This window comes from Streptomyces sp. NPDC026575 (genome assembly GCF_055567415.1).
The window spans coordinates 99,866-119,580 of the sequence record NZ_JBVHQM010000022.1; the positions used below are offsets into that span (position 1 = coordinate 99,866).

At 71.1% G+C, this 19,715-nt stretch carries 20 protein-coding genes, 1 pseudogene and 1 riboswitch; of the genes and pseudogenes, 11 read left to right on the forward strand and 10 right to left on the reverse strand.

Going from position 1 to position 19,715, the window contains the following annotated elements; translation table 11 throughout:
- The first annotated feature begins 2 nt into the window (after nucleotides 1–2).
- Nucleotides 3–995 carry an ABC transporter substrate-binding protein gene (locus ACZ4NB_RS27850; RefSeq protein ID WP_467665782.1) on the forward strand — a complete coding sequence of 331 codons (993 nt, stop codon included), beginning with the start codon at nucleotides 3–5 and terminating at the stop codon, nucleotides 993–995.
- Between the two features lie 190 nt (nucleotides 996–1,185).
- Nucleotides 1,186–2,355, forward strand: coding sequence for a trypsin-like serine peptidase (locus tag ACZ4NB_RS27855; RefSeq protein WP_467665783.1), 1,170 nt, complete (start codon nucleotides 1,186–1,188; stop codon nucleotides 2,353–2,355).
- Here ACZ4NB_RS27855 and pdxR (ACZ4NB_RS27860) read toward each other — a convergent pair.
- Entirely contained in the window at nucleotides 2,330–3,793 is a 1,464-nt protein-coding gene (gene pdxR, locus ACZ4NB_RS27860; RefSeq protein ID WP_467665784.1) for a MocR-like pyridoxine biosynthesis transcription factor PdxR, read from the reverse strand. The genes ACZ4NB_RS27855 and pdxR (ACZ4NB_RS27860) overlap by 26 nt on opposite strands.
- Before the next feature lie 47 nt (nucleotides 3,794–3,840).
- On the opposite strand from pdxR (ACZ4NB_RS27860), the gene ACZ4NB_RS27865 reads away from it, so the two are divergent.
- A complete protein-coding gene (locus ACZ4NB_RS27865) occupies nucleotides 3,841–4,347 on the forward strand; it encodes a carboxymuconolactone decarboxylase family protein (protein WP_467665785.1) in 507 nt (168 codons plus the stop codon).
- A gap of 68 nt (nucleotides 4,348–4,415) precedes the next feature.
- Here ACZ4NB_RS27865 and ACZ4NB_RS27870 read toward each other — a convergent pair whose 3' ends face one another.
- Nucleotides 4,416–5,156 (reverse strand): isocitrate lyase/PEP mutase family protein, encoded by a 741-nt coding sequence (locus ACZ4NB_RS27870; RefSeq protein WP_467665786.1) that lies wholly within the window; start codon nucleotides 5,154–5,156, stop codon nucleotides 4,416–4,418.
- A gap of 40 nt (nucleotides 5,157–5,196) precedes the next feature.
- Nucleotides 5,197–5,709, reverse strand: a complete 513-nt coding sequence (locus ACZ4NB_RS27875; RefSeq protein ID WP_467665787.1) for a carboxymuconolactone decarboxylase family protein — start codon at nucleotides 5,707–5,709, stop codon at nucleotides 5,197–5,199.
- 47 nt (nucleotides 5,710–5,756) lie between these two features.
- On the opposite strand from ACZ4NB_RS27875, the gene pdxR (ACZ4NB_RS27880) reads away from it, so the two are divergent.
- Nucleotides 5,757–7,175 (forward strand): MocR-like pyridoxine biosynthesis transcription factor PdxR, encoded by a 1,419-nt coding sequence (gene pdxR, locus ACZ4NB_RS27880; RefSeq protein WP_467665788.1) that lies wholly within the window; start codon nucleotides 5,757–5,759, stop codon nucleotides 7,173–7,175.
- Nucleotides 7,176–7,214: 39 nt separating this feature from the next.
- On the opposite strand, the gene ACZ4NB_RS27885 is transcribed toward pdxR (ACZ4NB_RS27880), so the two are convergent.
- A complete protein-coding gene (locus ACZ4NB_RS27885) occupies nucleotides 7,215–8,096 on the reverse strand; it encodes an NmrA family NAD(P)-binding protein (RefSeq protein ID WP_467665789.1) in 882 nt (293 codons plus the stop codon).
- Here ACZ4NB_RS27885 and ACZ4NB_RS27890 point away from each other — a divergent pair.
- A complete protein-coding gene (locus ACZ4NB_RS27890; RefSeq protein WP_467665790.1) occupies nucleotides 8,061–8,516 on the forward strand; it encodes a MerR family transcriptional regulator in 456 nt (151 codons plus the stop codon). The genes ACZ4NB_RS27885 and ACZ4NB_RS27890 overlap by 36 nt on opposite strands.
- A gap of 212 nt (nucleotides 8,517–8,728) precedes the next feature.
- On the opposite strand, the gene cyaB is transcribed toward ACZ4NB_RS27890, so the two are convergent.
- The 5 genes and pseudogenes from cyaB to ACZ4NB_RS27915 all read right to left on the reverse strand — a co-directional run bounded on the left by cyaB (nucleotide 8,729) and on the right by ACZ4NB_RS27915 (nucleotide 11,726).
- Complete coding sequence (gene cyaB, locus ACZ4NB_RS27895; RefSeq protein WP_467665791.1) at nucleotides 8,729–9,313, reverse strand: class IV adenylate cyclase; 585 nt, start codon at nucleotides 9,311–9,313, stop codon at nucleotides 8,729–8,731.
- Between the two features lie 92 nt (nucleotides 9,314–9,405).
- Nucleotides 9,406–9,876 (reverse strand): NUDIX hydrolase, encoded by a 471-nt coding sequence (locus ACZ4NB_RS27900; RefSeq protein WP_467665792.1) that lies wholly within the window; start codon nucleotides 9,874–9,876, stop codon nucleotides 9,406–9,408.
- A gap of 3 nt (nucleotides 9,877–9,879) precedes the next feature.
- Nucleotides 9,880–10,317: pseudogene (locus ACZ4NB_RS27905) on the reverse strand (XRE family transcriptional regulator); the annotation flags it as partial.
- A 135-nt stretch (nucleotides 10,318–10,452) separates the two neighbouring features.
- Nucleotides 10,453–10,947 (reverse strand): DUF4232 domain-containing protein, encoded by a 495-nt coding sequence (locus tag ACZ4NB_RS27910; RefSeq protein WP_467665793.1) that lies wholly within the window; start codon nucleotides 10,945–10,947, stop codon nucleotides 10,453–10,455.
- A gap of 224 nt (nucleotides 10,948–11,171) precedes the next feature.
- Nucleotides 11,172–11,726: a GNAT family N-acetyltransferase gene (locus ACZ4NB_RS27915; protein ID WP_467665794.1), complete on the reverse strand. Its 555-nt coding sequence runs from the start codon at nucleotides 11,724–11,726 to the stop codon at nucleotides 11,172–11,174.
- Nucleotides 11,727–11,986: 260 nt separating this feature from the next.
- On the opposite strand from ACZ4NB_RS27915, the gene ACZ4NB_RS27920 reads away from it, so the two are divergent.
- Both ACZ4NB_RS27920 and ACZ4NB_RS27925 read left to right on the forward strand, forming a co-directional pair.
- Nucleotides 11,987–12,400: a hypothetical protein gene (locus ACZ4NB_RS27920; RefSeq protein ID WP_467665795.1), complete on the forward strand. Its 414-nt coding sequence runs from the start codon at nucleotides 11,987–11,989 to the stop codon at nucleotides 12,398–12,400.
- 14 nt (nucleotides 12,401–12,414) lie between these two features.
- The gene (locus ACZ4NB_RS27925; RefSeq protein ID WP_467665796.1) at nucleotides 12,415–13,605 is read left to right on the forward strand and encodes a glutathionylspermidine synthase family protein; all 1,191 of its coding nucleotides are present in this window, start codon (nucleotides 12,415–12,417) and stop codon (nucleotides 13,603–13,605) included.
- A gap of 226 nt (nucleotides 13,606–13,831) precedes the next feature.
- Here ACZ4NB_RS27925 and rocD read toward each other — a convergent pair whose 3' ends face one another.
- Nucleotides 13,832–15,070, reverse strand: coding sequence for an ornithine--oxo-acid transaminase (gene rocD / locus ACZ4NB_RS27930; RefSeq protein WP_467665819.1), 1,239 nt, complete (start codon nucleotides 15,068–15,070; stop codon nucleotides 13,832–13,834).
- Between the two features lie 170 nt (nucleotides 15,071–15,240).
- Nucleotides 15,241–15,331, forward strand: a riboswitch (ZMP/ZTP riboswitch).
- A 39-nt stretch (nucleotides 15,332–15,370) separates the two neighbouring features.
- Here rocD and ACZ4NB_RS27935 point away from each other — a divergent pair.
- From ACZ4NB_RS27935 to ACZ4NB_RS27950, 4 genes are all read left to right on the forward strand, one after another.
- Nucleotides 15,371–16,645, forward strand: coding sequence for a serine hydroxymethyltransferase (locus tag ACZ4NB_RS27935; protein WP_467665797.1), 1,275 nt, complete (start codon nucleotides 15,371–15,373; stop codon nucleotides 16,643–16,645).
- A gap of 108 nt (nucleotides 16,646–16,753) precedes the next feature.
- Nucleotides 16,754–17,767, forward strand: a complete 1,014-nt coding sequence (trpS, locus tag ACZ4NB_RS27940; protein ID WP_467665798.1) for a tryptophan--tRNA ligase — start codon at nucleotides 16,754–16,756, stop codon at nucleotides 17,765–17,767.
- A 184-nt stretch (nucleotides 17,768–17,951) separates the two neighbouring features.
- Nucleotides 17,952–18,536, forward strand: coding sequence for a 2'-5' RNA ligase family protein (locus ACZ4NB_RS27945; protein ID WP_467665799.1), 585 nt, complete (start codon nucleotides 17,952–17,954; stop codon nucleotides 18,534–18,536).
- A 182-nt stretch (nucleotides 18,537–18,718) separates the two neighbouring features.
- Complete coding sequence (locus tag ACZ4NB_RS27950; protein WP_467665800.1) at nucleotides 18,719–19,690, forward strand: YihY/virulence factor BrkB family protein; 972 nt, start codon at nucleotides 18,719–18,721, stop codon at nucleotides 19,688–19,690.
- Nucleotides 19,691–19,715 lie beyond the last annotated feature (25 nt).

A 19,715-nucleotide genomic window follows, 5' to 3' on the forward strand; every position in this document is an offset into this window, starting at 1 on the left:
CCATGTCCCGTAAGCGCACCACGATCATCGGGGCGGCCGCGCTGGCCGGCACGGCGGTCCTGTCCCTGTCCCTGTCGGCCTGCGGCAAGGCCGATATGACCAAGCAGTCCTCGCCGTTCGCCGCGGCCGAGGGCTCCAAGTCCGTCACGCTGTCCGTGCAGACCTGGGTCGGTGCCCAGTCCAATGTCGCGGTCGCCAAGTACCTGCTCGAACACGAGCTGGGCTACCACGTCGACACCGTCCAGGTGGACGAGATCCCCGCCTGGGACGCCCTGAGCCAGGGCCGGGTCGACGCGATCCTGGAGGACTGGGGCCACCCCGACCAGGAGCAGCGCTACGTCAAGGACAAGAAGACGATCACGGCGGGCGGCGGCAACGGCGTCACCGGCCACATCGGCTGGTACGTCCCCAAGTACTGGGCCGACGCGCACCCCGAGGTCACCAACTGGAAGAACCTCAACAAGTTCGCCGACCAGCTGCGCACCTCGGAGAGCGGCAACAAGGGCCAGCTGATGGACGGTTCACCGTCCTACGTCACCAACGACAAGGCGCTGGTGAAGAACCTGGATCTGAACTACGAGGTGGTCTTCGCCGGCTCCGAGGCGGCGCAGATCACCCAGATCCAGCAGTTCGCCAAGGAGAAGAAGCCGTTCCTGACGTACTGGTACGAGCCGCAGTGGCTCTTCAACCAGGTGCCGATGGTGGAGGTCAAACTCCCCAAGTACACCGACGCCTGCGCGGAGAAGGGCACCAAGGACCCGCAGTCCATCGACTGCGCGTACCCCACCACCCCGCTCCAGAAGTACTTCAACACCGACTTCGCCAAGAGCGGCACCAGTGCCGCGGCGTTCCTGAAGAACTTCAAGTGGACCAAGGACGCCCAGAACGAGGTGTCCGAGTCGATCGCCTCCAAGGGCCTGTCGGCCGATGAGGCGGCCAAGCGCTGGGTGCACAAGCACCCGGACGTCTGGAAGTCCTGGCTGCCGAAGAAGTAGCCGGTTCCGGCTCACACCGCGCGGGCGGTCGCACGAGGTGCGGCCGCCCGCGCGGGCGTTCGGGCCCGCCGACCCGGCCGCCCGCCGGCCCCGGCGTGGCGGCATAGTAGAGCCCAGTCCGACGCGGGACATGAACACATCACGGCGCGGCGCACCTTCGGCGCCGCCACGTATCAGGGGGACTCGCTCCATGCCATCCATCCGCCGCTCCACCGCCGCGGCCGCCGCACTGGCCGCGCTGCTCGCGGTCACCGCCACCGCCTGCGGCCCTGCCGACGACAAGGCCGCCGGACCGGGCAGTTCGGCCGCCGCCGACGACAACGAGCGGGGCGACGGCGGCCTCAAGCTCCCCAAGGGCGTGCCGACCAGCATCGACGACCTGAAGAAGTGGCAGGACGGCGGCTGGCGGAACTGGGACAAGTGGGCCCGCGAGGCGAAGGACTTCGCCAACCCGATCATCAAGGACCACTGGAAGAGCGACCGGCTGGCGAAGGCGAAGGCCGCCCCCGAGATCGGCGTCAAGGCCACCGGCGCGGGCAGCGAGTTCGCCGCCACCGACCCCGAGCCGCGGCCGGTGAGCGCCATCCAGGTCGGCCGCCCGTACCACCGGAACATGGCCCCGGTCGGGAAGATCTTCTTCGACAGCCCCAAGGGCCCGATGGTCTGCTCCGGCACGGTCATCGAGGACCCGGCACACCCGGGCAAGTCCAATCTCGTGTGGACCGCCGGGCACTGTGTGCACTCCGGCAAGCGCGGCGGCTGGATGCGCAACATCGTCTTCGTGCCGTCGTACAACGACAACGGCGCGCCGATGAGCCAGGTCGGCGCCCTGCCCGCGCAGCAGGTCACGCCGTACGGCCGCTTCTGGGCGGACTGGATCACCACCTCCGGTGAGTGGATCAACATGGGCAGCGAGGAGAGCGGCAACGGCGGCTCCGCGTACGACTTCGCGGTGCTGCACGTCGAGCCGGAGAACGGCGGCGGCAAGTCGCTCCAGGAGACCGTGGGGATCGCCATCCCGGTCTGGTTCAACGCCCCGTCCGCCAAGGGTGTCAACTTCGTGCGGGCCGTCGGCTACCCGGCGGCGCCGCCGTACGACGGCGCGCAGATGATGGCCTGCCAGGGCCGTCCGGGTCGCCTCGTCATGGAGCAGGGCACGCCGGCCATGGACCGCATCGGCTGCACCATGACCGGGGGCACCTCGGGCGGCGGCTGGTTCGCCGAGCGCGGCGGCAAGCTGGCCCTGGTGTCCAACAGCTCCATCAGCTCCAACGCCCACACCTGGCTCGCCGGCCCGCACCTGGGGCCGGAGGCCCAGCGGGTCTTCGACGGCATCAGCCGGAAGTTCGCGAACCAGTAGCGGCCGCCGTCCGCGGCCCCGGCGGCAGCGCCCGGCACAGCGCCTCCAGGGCGCCAGGGAAGGCGCTGTCGGCCGGGGTCGCATAGCCGACGACCAGGCCGTGGCGGGGCGGCATCGTGGCGGCCGGGTGGCGGTAGTCGGACAGCACGTCCAGGGCCAGGCCCTGGAAGCGGGCGGCGCGCAGCGCGGCGCGCTCGTCGGCCTCGGTGGAGCCGGCGGGCAGCTGGAGCACGGCGTGCAGGCCGGCGGCGATACCGGTGACGCCCAGGTGCGGGGCCTGCCCGGTGACCGCGTCGACGAGCTGGTCGCGGCGCCGGCGGTAGCGCTGGCGCATCTTGCGGATATGCCGGTCGTAGGCGCCGTGGGCCAGCAGCTCCGCGAGGGTCAGCTGGTCGGTGACGCCCGCCCACGCCTCGCGTTCCCCCTTGGCCGCAAGGACGGCGTCGACCAGGCGGCCGGGGAGCACCATCCAGCCCAGCCGCACCGCCGGCGACAGGCTCTTGCTGACCGAGCCGATATGGATGACGCGTTCCGGGTCCAGTCCCTGGAGGGCGCCGACCGGCTTGCGGTCGTAGCGGAACTCGCCGTCGTAGTCGTCCTCCAGGACGTAACCCCCGCCGGCGCGCGCCCAGTTGACGGCCGCCGCGCGCCGGTCGGGGTGCAGCGGCACCCCCGTGGGGAACTGGTGCGCGGGGGTCAGCAGGACCGCGCCCACGTCGTCCAGGGCGCCCCACCGCTCGGTGTCGGCGCCGTGTTCGTCGAGCGGCAGGGGGCGGGTGTCCACCCCGGCCGCCGCCAGGAGCTGCCGGTGGAAGGGCAGGCCGTAGGACTCCACCGCCAGGGGGCCGGGGAGCACGGCGGGGAAGAGCAGCCGCAGGGCGTGTGCGAAACCGGAGCAGATCACGATGCGCTCGGGGTCGGTGCGCACTCCGCGGGTGCGGGCCAGATAGTCCGCCAGCGCACGGCGCAGCTCCACGCGGCCGCGGGGATCGCCGGGCCCGAAGGCGTCGTTGGGGGCCGCGGTCAGCGCCCGGCGGGCGGCCGCCAGCCAGGCGGTACGGGGGAACGACGCGGCGTCCGGCTGCCCCTGGAGGAGGTTGTGCACGGGGCGGGCCACCGGGGCGCGACGGGACGGCGCGCGGGTGGGCGTCAGCGGTTCGGCGCGTTCGGCGACGCGGGTGCCGGAGCCCTGGCGGGCGCTGAGCCAGCCCTCGGCCACCAGCTCGGCATAGGCGTCGGCGACGGTGTTGCGGGCGATACCGAGGTCGGCGGCGAGTGAACGGTAGGGCGGCAGCCGGGTGCCCGGGGCCAGTCGCCCGGACCGTACGGCCTCGCGCAGCGCGCGCAGGAGAACGGCGCGCCGGCCGCCCGGTCCGCTCAGCTCCAGATGCAGATCGGCACCTAGGCTCTCGGCTGGATTGACCCATGATTCCGGCATGGAAATGCACCCTACAGCCGGTCGCCGGGGCCCATAGATTTCAGGGTATGACGAACGAAACGCAGCACACGCACCACGACAACCACCTCGACGACGCGGCGCCCCGCACCCCCCGGGTGGACTTCGCCAAGGCCGCCCCCAAGGCGTTCAAGGCCCTCATCGGCTTCGACGCCGCCGCCCGCGAGGGCCTGGACCACTCCCTGGTCGAGCTGGTCCAGATCCGCTCCTCGCAGCTCAACAAGTGCGCGTACTGCCTGCACATGCACACCACCGACGCCCGCAAGGCCGGCGAGAGCGAGGAGCGGCTGCACATGGTCGCCGTCTGGCAGGAGGCGGCGCACTTCTTCACCGCGAAGGAGCGGGCGGCGCTGGCCCTCACCGAGGCGGTGACGCTGGTCGCCCAGGGCGGCGTACCGGACGAGGTCTACGAGCGGGCCGCCCAGCACTTCGAGGCCGACGAGCTGGCCCGGCTGCTCGCCCTGATCTTCACGATCAACACCTGGAACCGGATCGCCATCAGCACGGGGAAGGTACCGGGCACCGACGAGCGGTGAGGGGCGGGGCGACAGACGCCCGTGCGGGGCGGGGCGACAGACGCCCCGGCCCCCTCGGCAACGGCGCCTCAGTCCCCCTGTTCCTGCGCCCCCAGTTCCTCCCGCAGCCCCTGTGCGAGGCCCGCCACCGCGGCCATGGCCCTGCGCTGGAGCCCCGGGCCGAAGGTGACCCGGGCCGCGCCCAGGTCGCCCAGCGCCCGGGGGCCGGGGCCGTCCGGCAGCACCACGGCGTTGACCGGGAGGCCGATGGCGTCGGCCAGGTAGGCCAGTTGCTCGGGCGGAGCGGTGATCGGGTAGACGCAGTCGGCGCCCGCCTCGGCGTACAGCCGGCCGCGGCGCACCGTCTCCGCCGGGTCCGAGACGCCGCGCAGAAAGGTGTCGATCCGGGCGTTGATCACCAGTTCCCCGCCCGCCTCGGCGCGCACGCGGGCCAGCCAGTCAGCCTGCTCCTGTGCATCGCGCAGCGCGCCGGTGGCGTGGTCGGTGTCCTCCAGGTTGCAGCCCACCGCCCCGGCCTGGGCGAGCCGGCCCACCAGCTCCTTCGCGGACAGCCCGTATCCGGCCTCCACATCCGCCGAGACCGGGATGTCGACGGCCCGGACGATGCGGGCGATCGCGGCGAACATCTCGTCGGGCGGCGTCCGGCCGTCCTCGTAGCCGAGCGAGGCCGCCACACCCGCGCTCGGCGTGGCCAGCGCCGGGAACCCGGCGTCCGCGAAGACCCTGGCGCTGGCCGCGTCCCAGGGCCCGGGCAGCACCAGCGGCAGGCCGGGACCGTGGTGCAGGGCGCGCAGCCGGGCGGCGGTCATACGGCACCGCCCGTGGTCATGGAGGTCGAGGGGTACGTGGTCATGCCTGCCCCGGGGCCATACGGGTGGACACACCGAAGCGGTTCCAGGCGTTGATGGTGGTGATCATGGCGATCAGCTGGGCCAGCTCGGCCTCCTCGAAGTGGTCGGCCGCGCGTTCGTAGACGGCGTCCGGCACGAAACCGTCGGTCAGGACGGTGATCGCCTCGGTGAGGGCGAGGGCGGCCTGCTCCTTGGGGGAGTAGCAGCCGGTGGCCTCCTCCCAGGCGTTGAGGAGGTGGATGCGCTGCTCGGTCTCGCCGGCCTTGCGGGCGTCCGTGCTGTGCATATCGATGCAGAACGCGCAGTGGTTGAGCTGTGACGCACGGATCTCGACCAGGGCGACCAGCGCCGGGTCGAGGCCCTTCTTCGCCGCCGCGTCCAGCGCGATCATGGCCTTGTAGACGTCGGGCGCGAGCTTGGCCCAGCGCAGCCGGGGCCCATGCCGGTGCCCCGTCCCGGAGGCGTTCGTCCCTGCGGTGTTCGTACTCGTCGTACTCGTCGTTGTCGTCATGACTGCGACGCTACGACCGTAATGGCGCAACTGTATGGTCCACTCTCATGGAGAGTTCCTGGGCCACTTTCGGCCGTGACCTGCACCTGGACCTCACCGGCTCCGGCGGGCCGCGGGCCGCACTGCTGCGTGCGCTGCGGGAGGCGGTACGGTCCGGGCGGCTGGCCCCGGGCACCCGGCTGCCGTCCTCCCGTTCGCTCGCCGCCGACCTCGGTATCGCCCGCAACACCGTCGCCGACGCCTATGCCGAGCTGGTGGCCGAGGGCTGGCTCAGCGCCCGCCAGGGCTCCGGCACCCGCGTCGCCGAGCGGGTGCTGCCGCGCACCGGTCCCGCCGCCCGGCGCGCGCCCGGCCCGCCCGGACCCGCAGGTCCACCGCGCTTCGACCTCACCCCGGGCACCCCCGACGTCGCCGCCTTCCCCCGTACCGCCTGGCTGGCGGCCGCCCGCCGGGCGCTGACCGCGGCACCCAGCGAGGCGTTCGGATACGGCAGCCCGGCCGGCCGCCCGGAACTGCGCACCGTCCTCGCCGACTATCTGGGCCGCGCCCGCGGTGTGCGCGCCGACCCCGAGCGCATCGTCGTCTGCACCGGCTTCATGCAGGGACTGGCCCTGCTCGGCCGCGCGCTGGGCGACGGGGCGGGGCAGCTGGCCGTCGAGTCCTACGGCCTGGACTTCCACCGCGAGGTCGTCGCCCGCGCCGGTCTGCGCACCGTCCCCCTCGCCATCGACGAACACGGCGCACAGACGGCGCAGCTGACCGCCCACGACGACCTGCGGGCGGCCCTGCTCACCCCCGCCCACCAGTTCCCCACCGGCGTCCCCCTCCACCCCGACCGCCGGGCCGCCGCCGTCAACTGGGCGCGCGCCACCGGTGGTTACATCCTGGAGGACGACTACGACGGCGAGTTTCGCTACGACCGCCAGCCCGTCGGCGCGCTCCAGGGGCTCGACCCCGACCACGTCGTCTACCTGGGCACCGCCAGCAAGAGCCTGGCCCCCGCGCTGCGGCTCGCCTGGATGGTGCTGCCGGACCGCCTCATCGACCCCGTACTCGCCCTCAAGAGCGCCGGCGAATGGTCCTCCGGCACGCTGGAGCAGCTCACCCTCGCCGAGTTCATCTCCTCGGGCGCCTACGACCGGCATCTGCGCGGTATGCGGCTGCGCTACCGGCGCCGCCGCGACCAGCTGGTCACGGCCCTGGCCGAGCGCGCCCCGCACGTCCATGTCTCCGGCATCGCCGCCGGCCTCCACGCCGTACTCGAACTCCCGCCCGGCACCGAGCAGTCCATCATCCAGGCCGCCCGCTGGCAGGGCCTCGCCCTGGAGGGCCTGTCCCGCTTCCGCGCCCCCGCCACCCCCACACCCCCGCGCGACGCCCTGGTCGTCGCCTACGGCACCCCACCCGACCACTCCTTCACGGGCGCCCTGGACGCACTGGTGAGGACGCTGCCGCCGGGGGAGTAGTCCGTAATGGTCTGGCTGGTGGCCGTGCCGCGGATGTCATCAGCTGAACTCGGCCGCGTGGTCGACGGCCCACTGCGCGAAGGTGCCGGCCGGTCGGCCGGTGAGGCGCTCCACATGATCGGTGATGCGGCGTGTCTCCCCTCGGTGCACCGAGGCCGCGATCAGCGCTTCCACCAGACCCTCGGGGCGACCGTCCGCGAGCATGCGTGATCGTGCCTGGTCGGCGGGGAGCGCTTGGAAGCGCAGCCGGCGCCGGACCGCGGCACCGAGGAGAGCGACCTGGTCGTCGCGACCGAGCACCTCAGGGCCCGTCAACACATACGGCTCGTGATCGCGTGGGTCATGGTGGTCGAGCAATACGGCTACGGCTGCGTCAGCCACATCGCGCTCGTCGACGACGGCCGTGCGCGCCACATCCGGGCCCGACACCACATCGCCCGCCCGCAACTGCCGCCTCCAGCCACGGGCGTTGGAGGCCAAAGTGTCGCTCCGCAGCACCGAGGGCCGCAGACCGGCATCGCGGAGCAGGGCTTCCATCTCCGCGTGCACCTGAACGATGGGATCACTCTGGCGGGCGGCATCGTCGTCTATGACTGCCGAGGACAGGTAGACGACGCGGGGTGCCGCCGCGGCGAGTTCCGCGACCAGGCCGTGGGCAGGGGCGGAATCGAGCAGTGGCCAGATCAGAAAGACAGCGTCGATGCCCACGAGCGCCGCGCGGACGACAGCGGGGTCTGTGAGGTCGCCGACCACCGACTCGACCCCGTCGCGCGGAGCGGTCTGATGGCGCACGAGGCTTCGCACGCGTGCGCCGTGTGCGTGGAGCCGGAGAACGACCTCCCGGCCGAGGTTGCCGGCCGCGCCGGTGACCAGGATCGATGAACTGTGACGGGCGCCCGCCGGGCGAGTGGTGTCAGGCATGATCGAGACGCTAAGGGTTCAGGTCGACATGAAGGCAAGGAGCAGGCGCTGAAGACGATCGGAGAAGTAGCCGCAGAACTCGGCATCGAATCCCATGTGCTGCGGCACTGGGAACACGTCGGGGCACTCACCACGCGTCGCGATGGCAACGGCTACCGCCGCTACGACGACCACGCACGGGAACAGGCACGCACCGTGCTGAAACTGCGACGCGTCGGGCTCTCGTTGCCGGAGATCATCTCCGCCATGTCACCGAAGAAGTCGGCGGCACAGACGGTCGTGCGGGAAAAGATCGCCGCACTCGAAAGCGAAGTCCTCCGCAGACAGCAGGCGATCACCTTCCTGCAACACACCGTTGACTGCCGCCACCGATATCTCGACGACTGCCCGGACTGCGCGACGTTCGTCCGCGAGGCTTGAGCCGCCTCCCACCGGGAGCTCTTGGACAGCTGGACGGCGACATCGCGTATGGCGGGCAGCCCCGCGCCAGTTTTGCCGACGACTGGGCTCACCCTATGGCTGCATTTTCCCCAGCGGCGGAGACACACGAGCAGACGGTAGCGCCGGCCCGCTCCGTAGTGACGTGCGTGTCGGCGGGCATGGCCGCGGCGTTTGGAACGCTGCTGGAACACTCATGTAAGTCGAGTTGATTCCGCATCCGGGGCGCGCCGGGAAGCCACGGCACCTGTGTAGAGCTCCGTCGTGAAGTCACCCGCGCCGATGCCGAGTTCACCCATGACGGACCGGACGTCGGAAAGCGCCGTGGAAAGTTCCTTCTCCTCCGACACCATGGTCTCGACTTCCAGGAAGGTTCCTTCGATCTCAGGAACCTGGACCAGCGTGGCGAGCAAGCTGCGTCCATGAGCGCTGAACTCATAGTTCCGGCACCGCTTCTGGAATGCGATTGTTGGAACGTATCCCAGTCCGTGCAGCATGGCATGAACAGCATCTGGGGATTCCACGCGCGTTTCATGCTCCGGCTTCGAGCCGGACTCGGCGTCAATCCGGGCGCGCTTGTACGTCAGGAAGGAGCGTGTCGAGTACGGCCCATGGATCGTGCGGACCCGCAGCTCTTGATCCTGCGCGTCGAGGCCACCCGACGGGTCGTCGTAGTAGGTGTCTTGATATACCTCGACCCGCCCTTCTGCAATGTGGTCAAGCTGCCCCATGACGTACTCGGGATCGTGCACGCGTGCTTTCAGCTCTGCCTCGATCACAGTGTGCTCCTCCGTTCAGACGGTCGGAACGGTCTTCTGCCTGCATCGGATAGCCGTCACCACCCGATATGTGCCCGCACTTTTGAAGATCTTCAGCCCAGGTGTGGAGTTGGACGGTTCTCCAGGAAGTGCTGAAGCCGCAGCCGCTGCGTGTGGTGCATGGGAAGTCCGTGAATCTCACTGGGGGATGCGAATCGAATTTCGGAGGACTCCCCGGAGATTGCCAGTGAGCCACCGACGATGCGCGCGGTAAAGCACACGTTGAACTGTCGTCTTACCTCTCCGTCGCTGTACGCGATGATGTGGCGTGGATCCGTGTACGTGCCGACAAGGCCGGTGATCTTCACATCCAGCCCTGTCTCTTCCTTGACTTCCCGTACGGCCGTTCCCGGCAGGGAATCCGTCATGTCCATTCCGCCACCGGGAAGTGCCCACAGGCCGTTGTCGGTGCGGCGTTGCAGCAGAATGCGTCCTGCATCGTCCGTAACTACGGCCGAGGCGGCGACGATCAGACTGTTCGGCTCGGGCGCGTCAGGGTCGTCGTAATATTCGGTCCGAGTCACTGCTCAGCCTCCTTGTACAGGGGTCGCCGTAGCCCATACGGCATCGAAGCTTCCTGCGTAGCCGTCGAACATGCCCCCGACGTCGTTGCGACGGAGGTGCCATACGGGCGCAGCATAGGCATTCGCACCCCACACATGGGAATTCACCAGCATCTCGTCATCGCCGCGGTAGATGCTGTTGTAGAGGGTTGTTCCATGTGTCCGCAGTTCGATCCCTGGTGTGCTCACGAGCGGCCGGTAATGCATGATCGCCAGCTGGCAGCGTGATTCGATCCCGTGGCCGAACTTCTCTTCCTGGCCACGTTGTTGAACGTTGGCGCTGTCGGCGTCACCTATCGCAATCCGTACGGTGCAGCCTTCGGCGGCGCGCTCGCGTAAGAGGTCATTGAGGCGCGGATACGCCTCATGGAGAAAGACTGCCGCGTAGACGAGTACATCTATGTGGCCGAGCAGCGCGCGAAGGCTCACGCCGTCGGGGACAAGTCCAAGGCGACCGACTGCAACGTCGAGATGTGCCGCCACTCCCATCCGAAGCGGGGGAGCGGATGACGACCGATGAAGGGGGCCGTGAGCGCCCTACTCCGCGACCTCCGTCGGCGGGCTCATGGCGATCTTGTCCTCGCAGATGCTCATCGAGGTGCGCCGGCCCTTCTCGTCGTGGGCCGTTATCGGGTGGCGGTCCTGGTCGTCGCGCGGTGCGGCGACTATGGCCGTGTCGTTGCTGACCATGCAGCCTTCGGGCTGGGTGGCCCGGTCGGAGTCCCTGTAGCGCAGCGCGGACGTCAGGGTGCCGCCGCGGGGGAGGTCTATGGGCATGGTGCGGCCGTGCCCCTGCGCGTCGGACTCGGGCCCCTTGCCGACGTGGACCTCGAAGACCGGGAAGCCGCGGAAGACGCAGGTTCCCGGGCCCTTGTTGGCGATGGACAGCCGCGCGTCGCGGTGGGTGGTGTGCGGCTTCTTCTTCAGCACGGTGAGCTTCCAGCGCAGGCTCTTCGTCGTGCAGTCGGCGTGCAGGGCCGCCATCCGGGGCGAGCCGCAGCCGAGCAGCCCCAGGCCGAGGGTGACGGTCAAAGTGAGCGCGGCTGTCGCCGCGAGAAGTGAACGCCGACGCACGACTCCCCCTGTTCGTTCCGCATACCGCATAAGACTTGCCGTTGATAAGGAAGGGTTTTGTGCGCTCGGGGTTGCCTCTGGCTTCGGGACAGGTGATCGATTCCGTGGCAGTGGTCGGTTCCGGGGCGGGCGTGGCGGCGACTCCCGTACGGCGTGGCGGCAACGGCCGTGCGCAGGCCCGGCTACAGCTCCCGTACGAAGGACACCCGGTCCAGGCCCGGACCGTCGTAGTCCGTGTGCACCGGTACGGCGCCGTCGTCGTCGGTCCGGTCGCCCGGTTCCCACTGGAAGCCCATGCGGGTGTGGTACGCGATCGAGTCGCGGTTGTCGGGGCTGGTGATGCAGCGGACCCGGCTGCGGCCCGCCTCCCGGGCGAGGGCGAAGAAGCGCTCGTACAGCGCGCTGCCGACGCCGCCGCGCTTGCCGTCGGGGCATACGCCGACGAAGTGGATGTAGGCCGTGCGCGGGTCGGTCTGGGACAGGAAGCCGATCAGGAAGGCGTGCAGGGTGCCGTCGGGGCGCTCGACGAGGAAGCTGGTGTCGGCGAAGTGCTGGAGGAACAGGCGCGGTACCAGCAACTTCCGTTGCAGCGCGCCCGCTTCACCGCCCAGTCCACCCCACCAGTCGGCCAGCGCCAGCTGGAGGCGCGGATGGTCCGATGCCACCGGATGGCGCAGCGACAGCCCGTCGGATATCGGGGCGGGTGTCGGACCGGGTGTAGGGGTGTTTTCGGTCATGGCGGTCAGCCTAGGGCGAGTGGTGTGGCGTCTCCCAGGAGTTCCGGAAGTCTCAGAAGCCGCCGGAGCCCCAGGCGGCGGAGGCGTCCGGGACGGCAGGGCGCAGATCCCGCCAAGGGCCCTCGAAGGGCCGTGAAGCGGCCGTAGGGGGCGGATCCGGAAGCGGGGCGGGGCCCGTCCGGGGCGGGGCGCGGCCGCCCTCTAGGGTGGCTGTGCTGCACGAGAGCACGTTGATCCATCCACGGGGGAAGCGGGAAGAAATGGCCGAGAAGGCACGTCGGCGGCTGCGTTCGAGCACGGTGATCCTGGGAGGCATGGGCGCGCTCGCCGCGGCCCTGACGTCCTGCGGCTCCGAGCCCGACAAGCGCTGCGTCGACCGCAACAGCTACGACGTGGTCAAGGGCTACCGCATCGTCGACTCCAAGAACTGCTCCGCGGGCGGCGGCTCGTCCACGGGGAGCAGCGGTACGAGCGGCGGGTACGGCAAGGGCGGCGGCAAGAGCGCCAAGCGCCCCGTCGACGGCCAGTGGTACTACGACCCGAGCAACAAGGGCGGCAGCTACGCCGTCGAGGGCACCTTCAGCAAGAGCTCGGCCGTCAACCGCGGCGGCTTCGGCTGCTCGGGGTCGCACGGCAGCAGCGGCGGCGGCCGGCACGGCTCCTTCGGCGGCTGAGCGGCCCGGACGGCATGGAACGCCACACCATCGAGCCCCGCCCCGGCTGGCAGCAGACCGTCGAGGCGCAGGGGCTGATCTACCCGCTCACCCGCTACCCGGACGATTCGCTGCGGCCCTACTGGGACGAGAGCGCCTACTACGAGTTCACCCTCCCCGAGGTCGAGGCCCTGGAGGAGGTCGTCGAGGAGCTGCACGGCATGTGCCTGGCCGCGGCCGCGCACATCGTCGAGCACGACCGCTTCGCCGACCTCGGCATCGACGATCCCCGGCTGGCCGCCCTGGTCGCCGAGTCCTGGCGCCGGCGCGACGAACTGCCCTCCCTCTACGGGCGGTTCGACCTGCACTACGACGGCACCGGCCCGGCCAAGATGCTGGAGTACAACGCCGATACGCCGACCTCGCTGGTCGAGGCCGCCAGCCCGCAGTGGTTCTGGATGGAGGAGCGCTTCCCGGGCGCCGACCAGTGGAACTCGCTGCACGAGCGGCTGGTGGCGGCCTGGAAGCGGCAGGCCCCGCTGCTGCCGCCCGGTGCGCCGCTGCACTTCGCGCACTCCGCGGGCGATGAGCTGGGCGAGGACCTGATGACCGTCGCGTATCTGGAGGAGACGGCGCAGCAGGCGGGCCTGGAGACGGTCGCCGTCTCGATGGAGGACATCGGCTGGGACCGGCTCTCGGGCCGCTTCGTCGACCAGCGGCTGCGCTTCATGCGGGCGTGCTTCAAGCTCTACCCGTGGGAGTGGCTGGCCACCGACGACTTCGGCCCGTACGTCCTGGACACCCTCGACAACGGCGGCGGCACCGGCTCCACCCTCTGGATCGAGCCCGCCTGGAAGATGCTGCTCTCCAACAAGGCGCTGCTGGCGATCCTGTGGGAGCTCTACCCCGGGCATCCGAACCTGCTGGCCGCCTACCTCGACGGGCCGCGCGAGCTGGCGCACACCCGCGGTTACGCGGCCAAGCCGCTGCTCGGCCGGGAGGGCGCCGGCGTCACGCTGCACGAGCCGGGTGCCGCCCCGGTGCCGCGCGAGCCCGAAGACCCGTGCTGCTACCAGGAGCTGGCGCCGCTGCCGGACTTCGACGGCAACCGTGTCGTCCTCGGCGCGTGGGTCGTCGAGGACGAGGCGGCGGGGCTGGGCATCCGGGAGTCGTCCGGACCGGTCACGGACGAGTACGCGCGCTTCGTGCCGCATGTGATCCGTTGACCTGATCCGCTGACCTGACCCGCTGACCTGATCCGCTGAGGCGCGCCACAGGGTGTGCCGCAGCGGGCATCGTGCGTCCACCGGCATCGTGCGTCCACCGGGATCGCACGTCCACCGCGCCCCGCGCGCCCAGGCGCCGGCGCGTCCGCCCGCCCGCGGCATGGCGCAGCGAGCGGCCAGGGCCCTCGGCCCGCCGGTCGCCCGCTGCGTGCTCGCGGCAGCCGCGCTACCCCTCCAGGACCTCCCGCAGCCGGGCCAGCCCCCAGTCCAGGTCCTCCTTGCTGATCACCAGCGGCGGGGCGATCCGGATCGTCGCGCCGTGGGTGTCCTTGACCAGCACGCCCCGGGCCATCAGCTGCTCGGAGACGTACCGTCCGGTGCCGCGCGCGGGGTTGATGTCCACGCCCGCCCACAGCCCGCGGCCGCGTACCGCGTCCACCGTGCCGTCGCCCACCAGCAGCCTCAGCTCGCCGTGCAGATGCTCGCCCAACTCCGCGGCGTGCTGCTGGAGTTCACCGGTCCGCAGCATCGCGATGACCTCCAGCGCCACCGCGCAGGCGAGCGGGTTGCCGCCGAACGTCGAGCCGTGCTCGCCGGGTGCGAAGACCCCGAGCACCTCGCGGGAGGAGACCACCGCCGACACCGGCACCACTCCGCCGCCCAGCGCCTTGCCCAGGACGTACATGTCGGGCACCACGCCCTCGTGCTCGCAGGCGAAGGTCCGGCCCGTGCGGCCCAGCCCGGACTGGATCTCGTCGGCGATGAACAGCACGTTCCGGCGGCGGGTCAGCTCCCGCACGCCTGCCAGGTAGCCCGGCGGCGGCACCAGCACGCCCGCCTCGCCCTGGATCGGCTCCAGCAGGACGGCGACGGTGTGGTCGTCGACGGCCGCCTCCAGCGCCGCCAGGTCGCCGTACGGGACGATCTCGAAGCCGGGGGTGTACGGACCGAAGCCGGCGCGGGCCTCGGGGTCGGTGGAGAAGGAGACGATGGTGGTGGTCCGGCCGTGGAAGTTGTTCTCCGCGACGATGATCCTGGCCCGGCCGTCCGGGACGCCCTTCACCTCGTAGCCCCACTTGCGGGCCGTCTTCACGGCCGTCTCGACCGCCTCGGCGCCGGTGTTCATCGGCAGCACCAGCTCCATGCCGCACAGTTCGGCCAGCGCGGCGCAGAAGTCCGCGAACCGGTCGTGGTGGAAGGCGCGCGAGGTGAGCGTGACCCGTTCCAGCTGGGCCTTGGCGGCGTCCAGCAGACGGCGGTTGCCGTGCCCGAAGTTCAGCGCGGAGTACCCGGCGAGCATGTCCAGATAGCGCCGGCCCGCCACATCCGTCATCCAGGCGCCCTCGGCGGTGGCCACGACGACGGGCAGCGGGTGGTAGTTGTGCGCGCTGTGGGCTTCGGCGGCGGCGATGCTGCGTTCCGTTGACGTCACCGGTGACTCCGTTCGGTAGGCCGTACGGGGCATATGCATCGAGATGCCCCTCTATCTTGCCGCGTGGGCGGTTTGTTCGGAAGCCGTTGGGGTGGTTCGGTGTTCCGGCACCGGCGGGCATACGCGGAGAGGCGAGGCACCCCCGGGCGGCACCCCCTAGGGCCTGTCCGATGGGTCGGGGTCGGAAAGGCCCTAGACTCGGCGGTGCGCACCGCGACTGGCGTGCGGGGAATCGACCCCGAGGGAGCGGTGCGAGGACGCCATCACGAGGTGCCGCCCGCCTGGGCACCCGGGACCCGACCGGACCACCGATCGAGCGCCCCGGAGGACGCCATGTCACTGCCCCTTTCCCATCCCGCGCTGCACGCCGCCGATCCCGAACTCGCCGCCCTGGTGGGCGCCGAGGAGCGGCTCCAGGCCGACACCCTGCGGCTGATCCCCAGCGAGAACTACGTCTCCGCCGCCGTCCTGGAAGCCACCGGCACGGTCCTTCAGAACAAGTACAGCGAGGGGTACGCGGGCCGTCGCTACTACGAAGGCCAGCAGAACATCGACCGCGTCGAGACGCTGGCCGTCGAGCGCGCCAAGGCCGTCTTCGGCGTCGAACACGCCAACGTCCAGCCGTACTCCGGCTCGCCCGCCAACCTCGCCGCGTACCTGGCCTTCGCCGAGCCCGGCGACACCGTGCTGGGCATGGCGCTGCCGATGGGCGGCCACCTCACCCACGGGTGGGGCGTCTCGGCCACCGGCACCTGGTTCCGCGGCGTCCAGTACGGCGTACGCGCCGACAGCGGGCTCATCGACTTCGACGAGGTGCGCGACCTCGCCCGCAAGGAACGCCCGAAGATCATCTTCTGTGGTGGCACGGCCGTCCCCCGCACCATCGACTTCGCCGCCTTCGGCGAGATCGCGCGGGAGGTCGACGCGGTCCTCGTCGCGGACATCGCGCATATCGCCGGCCTGATCGCGGGCGGCGCCCACCCCTCGCCCGTACCGCACGCCGACGTGATCTCCACGACCACGCACAAGACCCTGCGCGGGCCGCGCGGCGCGATGCTGATGTCCCGGGCGAGCCACGCCAAGGCCCTGGACAAGGCCGTCTTCCCGGGCCTCCAGGGCGGCCCGCACAACCACACCACCGCCGCCATCGCGGTCGCCCTGCACGAGGCGGCCGCCCCGTCCTTCCGACAGTACGCGCACGCCGTCGTCGCCAACGCCAGGGCGCTCGCCGAGGCGCTGCTGGCCCGCGGCCACGACCTGGTCTCCGGCGGCACCGACAACCACCTGGTGCTGATCGACCTGACCTCCAAGGGCGTCCCCGGCAAGGTCGCCGCGAAGGCCCTGGACCGGGCCGGCATCGTCGTCAACTACAACACCGTCCCGTTCGACCCGCGCAAGCCCTTCGACCCCTCCGGCATCCGCATCGGCACCCCCTCGCTGACCTCCCGCGGTCTGGGCACGGACCGGATGCCGCAGGTCGCGGAGTGGATCGACCGGGCCGTACGGGCCGCGGCCGAGGGCGACGAGGCGGCGCTGGGGGCCATCCGCGGGGAGGTCGCCGAGCTGATGGCGGCCTATCCGGCGCCGGGCCTGCCGATCGGCGGCTGAGCCCGCGACGCCGGCGCCCGGGGCCCCCGCGGTCCCGGGCGCGCGGGGCCCCGGGGTATTTCCCGGCCACGCGCCGGGGAGCACGCGCGACCTGAGACAATCGGTGCCATGGCTCTCGATCGTCCGCGTGTGCTCTCCGGCATTCAGCCCACCGCCGGCTCCTTCCACCTCGGCAACTACCTCGGCGCCGTCCGCCAGTGGGTAGCGCTGCAGGAGTCCCACGACGCCTTCTACATGGTCGTCGACCTGCATGCGATCACCGTTCCGCAGGACCCGGCGGAGCTGCGGCAGAACACCCGGATCGCGGCCGCCCAGCTGCTGGCCGCCGGCCTCGACCCCGAGCGCTGCACGCTCTTCGTGCAGAGCCATGTGCCCGAGCACGCCCAGCTCGGCTGGGTCATGAACTGCCTCACCGGCTTCGGCGAGGCATCCCGGATGACCCAGTTCAAGGACAAGGCCGCCAAGCAGGGCGCCGACCGCGCCTCCGTCGGCCTGTTCACGTACCCGGTCCTCCAGGTCGCCGACATCCTCCTCTACCAGGCCCACCAGGTCCCGGTGGGCGAGGACCAGCGCCAGCACATCGAGCTGACCCGCGACCTCGCCGAGCGCTTCAACGGCCGCTACGGCGACACCTTCACGATCCCGGCGCCGTACATCCTCAAGGAGACGGCCAAGATCTACGACCTCCAGGACCCGTCGATCAAGATGAGCAAGTCGGCGTCCACGCCGAAGGGCCTGATCAACCTCCTGGACGAGCCGAAGGCGACGGCGAAGAAGGTCAAGAGCGCGGTCACCGACACCGACACGGTGATCCGCTACGACGCCGAGAACAAGCCGGGCGTCTCCAACCTCCTGACGATCTACTCCTCCCTCACGGGCACCTCGATCCCGGAGCTGGAGCAGGAGTACGAGGGCAAGATGTACGGCGCCCTCAAGACCGACCTCGCCGAGGTGATGGTCGAATTCGTCACACCGTTCCGGGACCGCACCCAGGAATATCTGGACGACCCCGAGACGCTGGACTCGATCCTGGCCAAGGGTGCGGAGAAGGCCCGCGCGGTCGCCGCCGAGACCCTCGCCACCGCCTATGACCGGCTCGGACTGCTGCCGGCCAAGCACTGACGGGACTCGTCCGCGCGGCCGCACGGACCCGCCGGACGGTCCGCACAGAGCCCCGGGTCCCCGCCTCCGGGGGCCCGAGGCCCTGTTTGTCACAGGGCAGGGGACGCTCCCCGCAAGGGGCGCGCACCCGGCACACTATGAGGGTGCGCGAGCGTGCCGCACACACGTCAGGAGGGAGAACGCAGTGGGGACCGTAACGCTGGGCGTTTCGATCGCGGTCCCGGAGCCGTACGGCAGCTTCCTGCAGCGGAAGCGCGAGAGCTTCGGGGACCCCGCCGCACACGGCATCCCCACGCACATCACCCTCCTCCCGCCGACCGAGGTCCACACCGAGGCGCTGCCCGGCATCGAACGCCACCTCGCCGCGGTCGCGGCCGCCTTCCGCCCCTTCCCGCTCCGCCTGGAAGGCACCGACACCTTCCGCCCGCTCTCCCCGGTCGTCTTCGTCAGGGTCGCCGAGGGCGAGGCGGGCTGCACCGCCCTCCAGGCCCGGGTACGCGCCGCCTCCGGCCCCTGCGCCCGCGAGCTGCAGTTCCCCTACCACCCGCATGTCACGGTCGCCCACGGCATCGCCGAGGACGCCATGGACCGCGCCCAGAGCGAGCTCGGCGACTTCAGCGCGACCTGGACGATCGGCGGCTTCGCCCTGTACGAGCAGGGCGCGGACGCGGTGTGGCGCCTGGAGCGGGAGTACCCCTTCGGCCCGCACACCAGCGGTGTGCCGCGCCAGGCGGTGGACCTCTCCCGCCCGCCCGCGCCGTCCTGCTGAGCGGCGCGCCCCGTTACGTGGCGTAGTTTCGACGTCACGTATCGCCATTCCCCTCTCCGGGCGCCGACGTATGAGCCGACGCCTTTCCGGGGTACGCGGACGCTAGGGTTCCGGATCGGCCGGAGCACCGGCCGTACGACCCGCCCGGCACGGCGGGCGACTGGGGCACGAGGGGATTCGCCATGGAGTGGTTGAGCAAGCTTCCGGTGATCGGACCGGCCGTCCGCCTGCTGATGACCACCCACCTGTGGCGCGCCTACGAACGCATGCTGCGGGTGCACTGGACCAGGCTCGCCGCCGCGATCACCTTCACCAGCTTCGTCGCGCTCTTCCCGCTGCTCACCGTCGCCGCCGCGATCGGCGCCGCGCTGCTCAGCGACGGCCAGCTGCACAAGCTGCAGGAGAAGCTCGCCGAACAGGTCCCCGGCATCTCCGGCCAGCTCGATCTGGTCGCCCTCGTCGACAACGCCGCCACCGTCGGTCTGGTCGCCGGCGCCGCGCTGCTGCTGACCGGCCTGGGCTGGGTCGATTCGCTGCGCGACTGCCTGCGCGCCGTATGGGAGAAGGGCGACGAGGACACCAACTTCTTCCTCGGCAAGCTCCGTGACGGCGCTGTGCTGCTGGGACTCGGCGGTGTCGCGATGCTCTCGCTGGGCTGCTCGGCCTTCGCGACCGCGGCGGTCGACAGGGCGGCCGACGCGATCGGCCTGCCCGAGGACGGCATCGGCGCCGTCCTGCTCAAGACCGCCGGCTTCTGCATCGCGGTGCTCGCGGACTTCGTGCTGCTCGCCTATGTCCTGACCAGGCTCCCCGGTGTCCGCCCCCGGCGCCGTGTCGTCGTGGTCGCCAGCTTCCTGGGCGCCGTCGGCTTCGAGCTGCTGAAACTGCTGCTGAGCGGCTACCTCCGGGGCGTCGCCGCACGCAACGTCTACGGCGCCTTCGGCACCCCGATCGCCCTGCTGCTGTGGATCAACTTCACCGCCAAGCTGCTGGTGTACTGCGCCTCTTGGACCGCCGTGGCCGGGGAGAAGAGCGACGGGACGGGTGACGAGCAGGGCGACGAGGAGAAGGGCGGCGCGCAGGGCGCCGACGGCGCGGAGAGCGGCGGGGCGGGTGAGGGCCCGGACGGGGCGGCGGGGCGGGCGAGCGCATGACGCGGCATCAGTCCCGCCCCGGCTC

Coding starts and splice junctions, on each gene's coding strand:
- ACZ4NB_RS27850 (WP_467665782.1), top strand. CDS start 3: ATGTCCCGTAAGCGCACCACGATCATCGGGGCGGCCGCGCTGGCCGGC.
- ACZ4NB_RS27855 (WP_467665783.1), top strand. CDS start 1,186: ATGCCATCCATCCGCCGCTCCACCGCCGCGGCCGCCGCACTGGCCGCG.
- pdxR (WP_467665784.1), bottom strand. CDS start 3,793: ATGCCGGAATCATGGGTCAATCCAGCCGAGAGCCTAGGTGCCGATCTG.
- ACZ4NB_RS27865 (WP_467665785.1), top strand. CDS start 3,841: ATGACGAACGAAACGCAGCACACGCACCACGACAACCACCTCGACGAC.
- ACZ4NB_RS27870 (WP_467665786.1), bottom strand. CDS start 5,156: ATGACCGCCGCCCGGCTGCGCGCCCTGCACCACGGTCCCGGCCTGCCG.
- ACZ4NB_RS27875 (WP_467665787.1), bottom strand. CDS start 5,709: ATGACGACAACGACGAGTACGACGAGTACGAACACCGCAGGGACGAAC.
- pdxR (WP_467665788.1), top strand. CDS start 5,757: ATGGAGAGTTCCTGGGCCACTTTCGGCCGTGACCTGCACCTGGACCTC.
- ACZ4NB_RS27885 (WP_467665789.1), bottom strand. CDS start 8,096: ATGCCTGACACCACTCGCCCGGCGGGCGCCCGTCACAGTTCATCGATC.
- ACZ4NB_RS27915 (WP_467665794.1), bottom strand. CDS start 11,726: ATGACCGAAAACACCCCTACACCCGGTCCGACACCCGCCCCGATATCC.
- ACZ4NB_RS27920 (WP_467665795.1), top strand. CDS start 11,987: ATGGCCGAGAAGGCACGTCGGCGGCTGCGTTCGAGCACGGTGATCCTG.
- ACZ4NB_RS27925 (WP_467665796.1), top strand. CDS start 12,415: ATGGAACGCCACACCATCGAGCCCCGCCCCGGCTGGCAGCAGACCGTC.
- rocD (WP_467665819.1), bottom strand. CDS start 15,070: ATGCCCCGTACGGCCTACCGAACGGAGTCACCGGTGACGTCAACGGAA.
- ACZ4NB_RS27935 (WP_467665797.1), top strand. CDS start 15,371: ATGTCACTGCCCCTTTCCCATCCCGCGCTGCACGCCGCCGATCCCGAA.
- trpS (WP_467665798.1), top strand. CDS start 16,754: ATGGCTCTCGATCGTCCGCGTGTGCTCTCCGGCATTCAGCCCACCGCC.
- ACZ4NB_RS27950 (WP_467665800.1), top strand. CDS start 18,719: ATGGAGTGGTTGAGCAAGCTTCCGGTGATCGGACCGGCCGTCCGCCTG.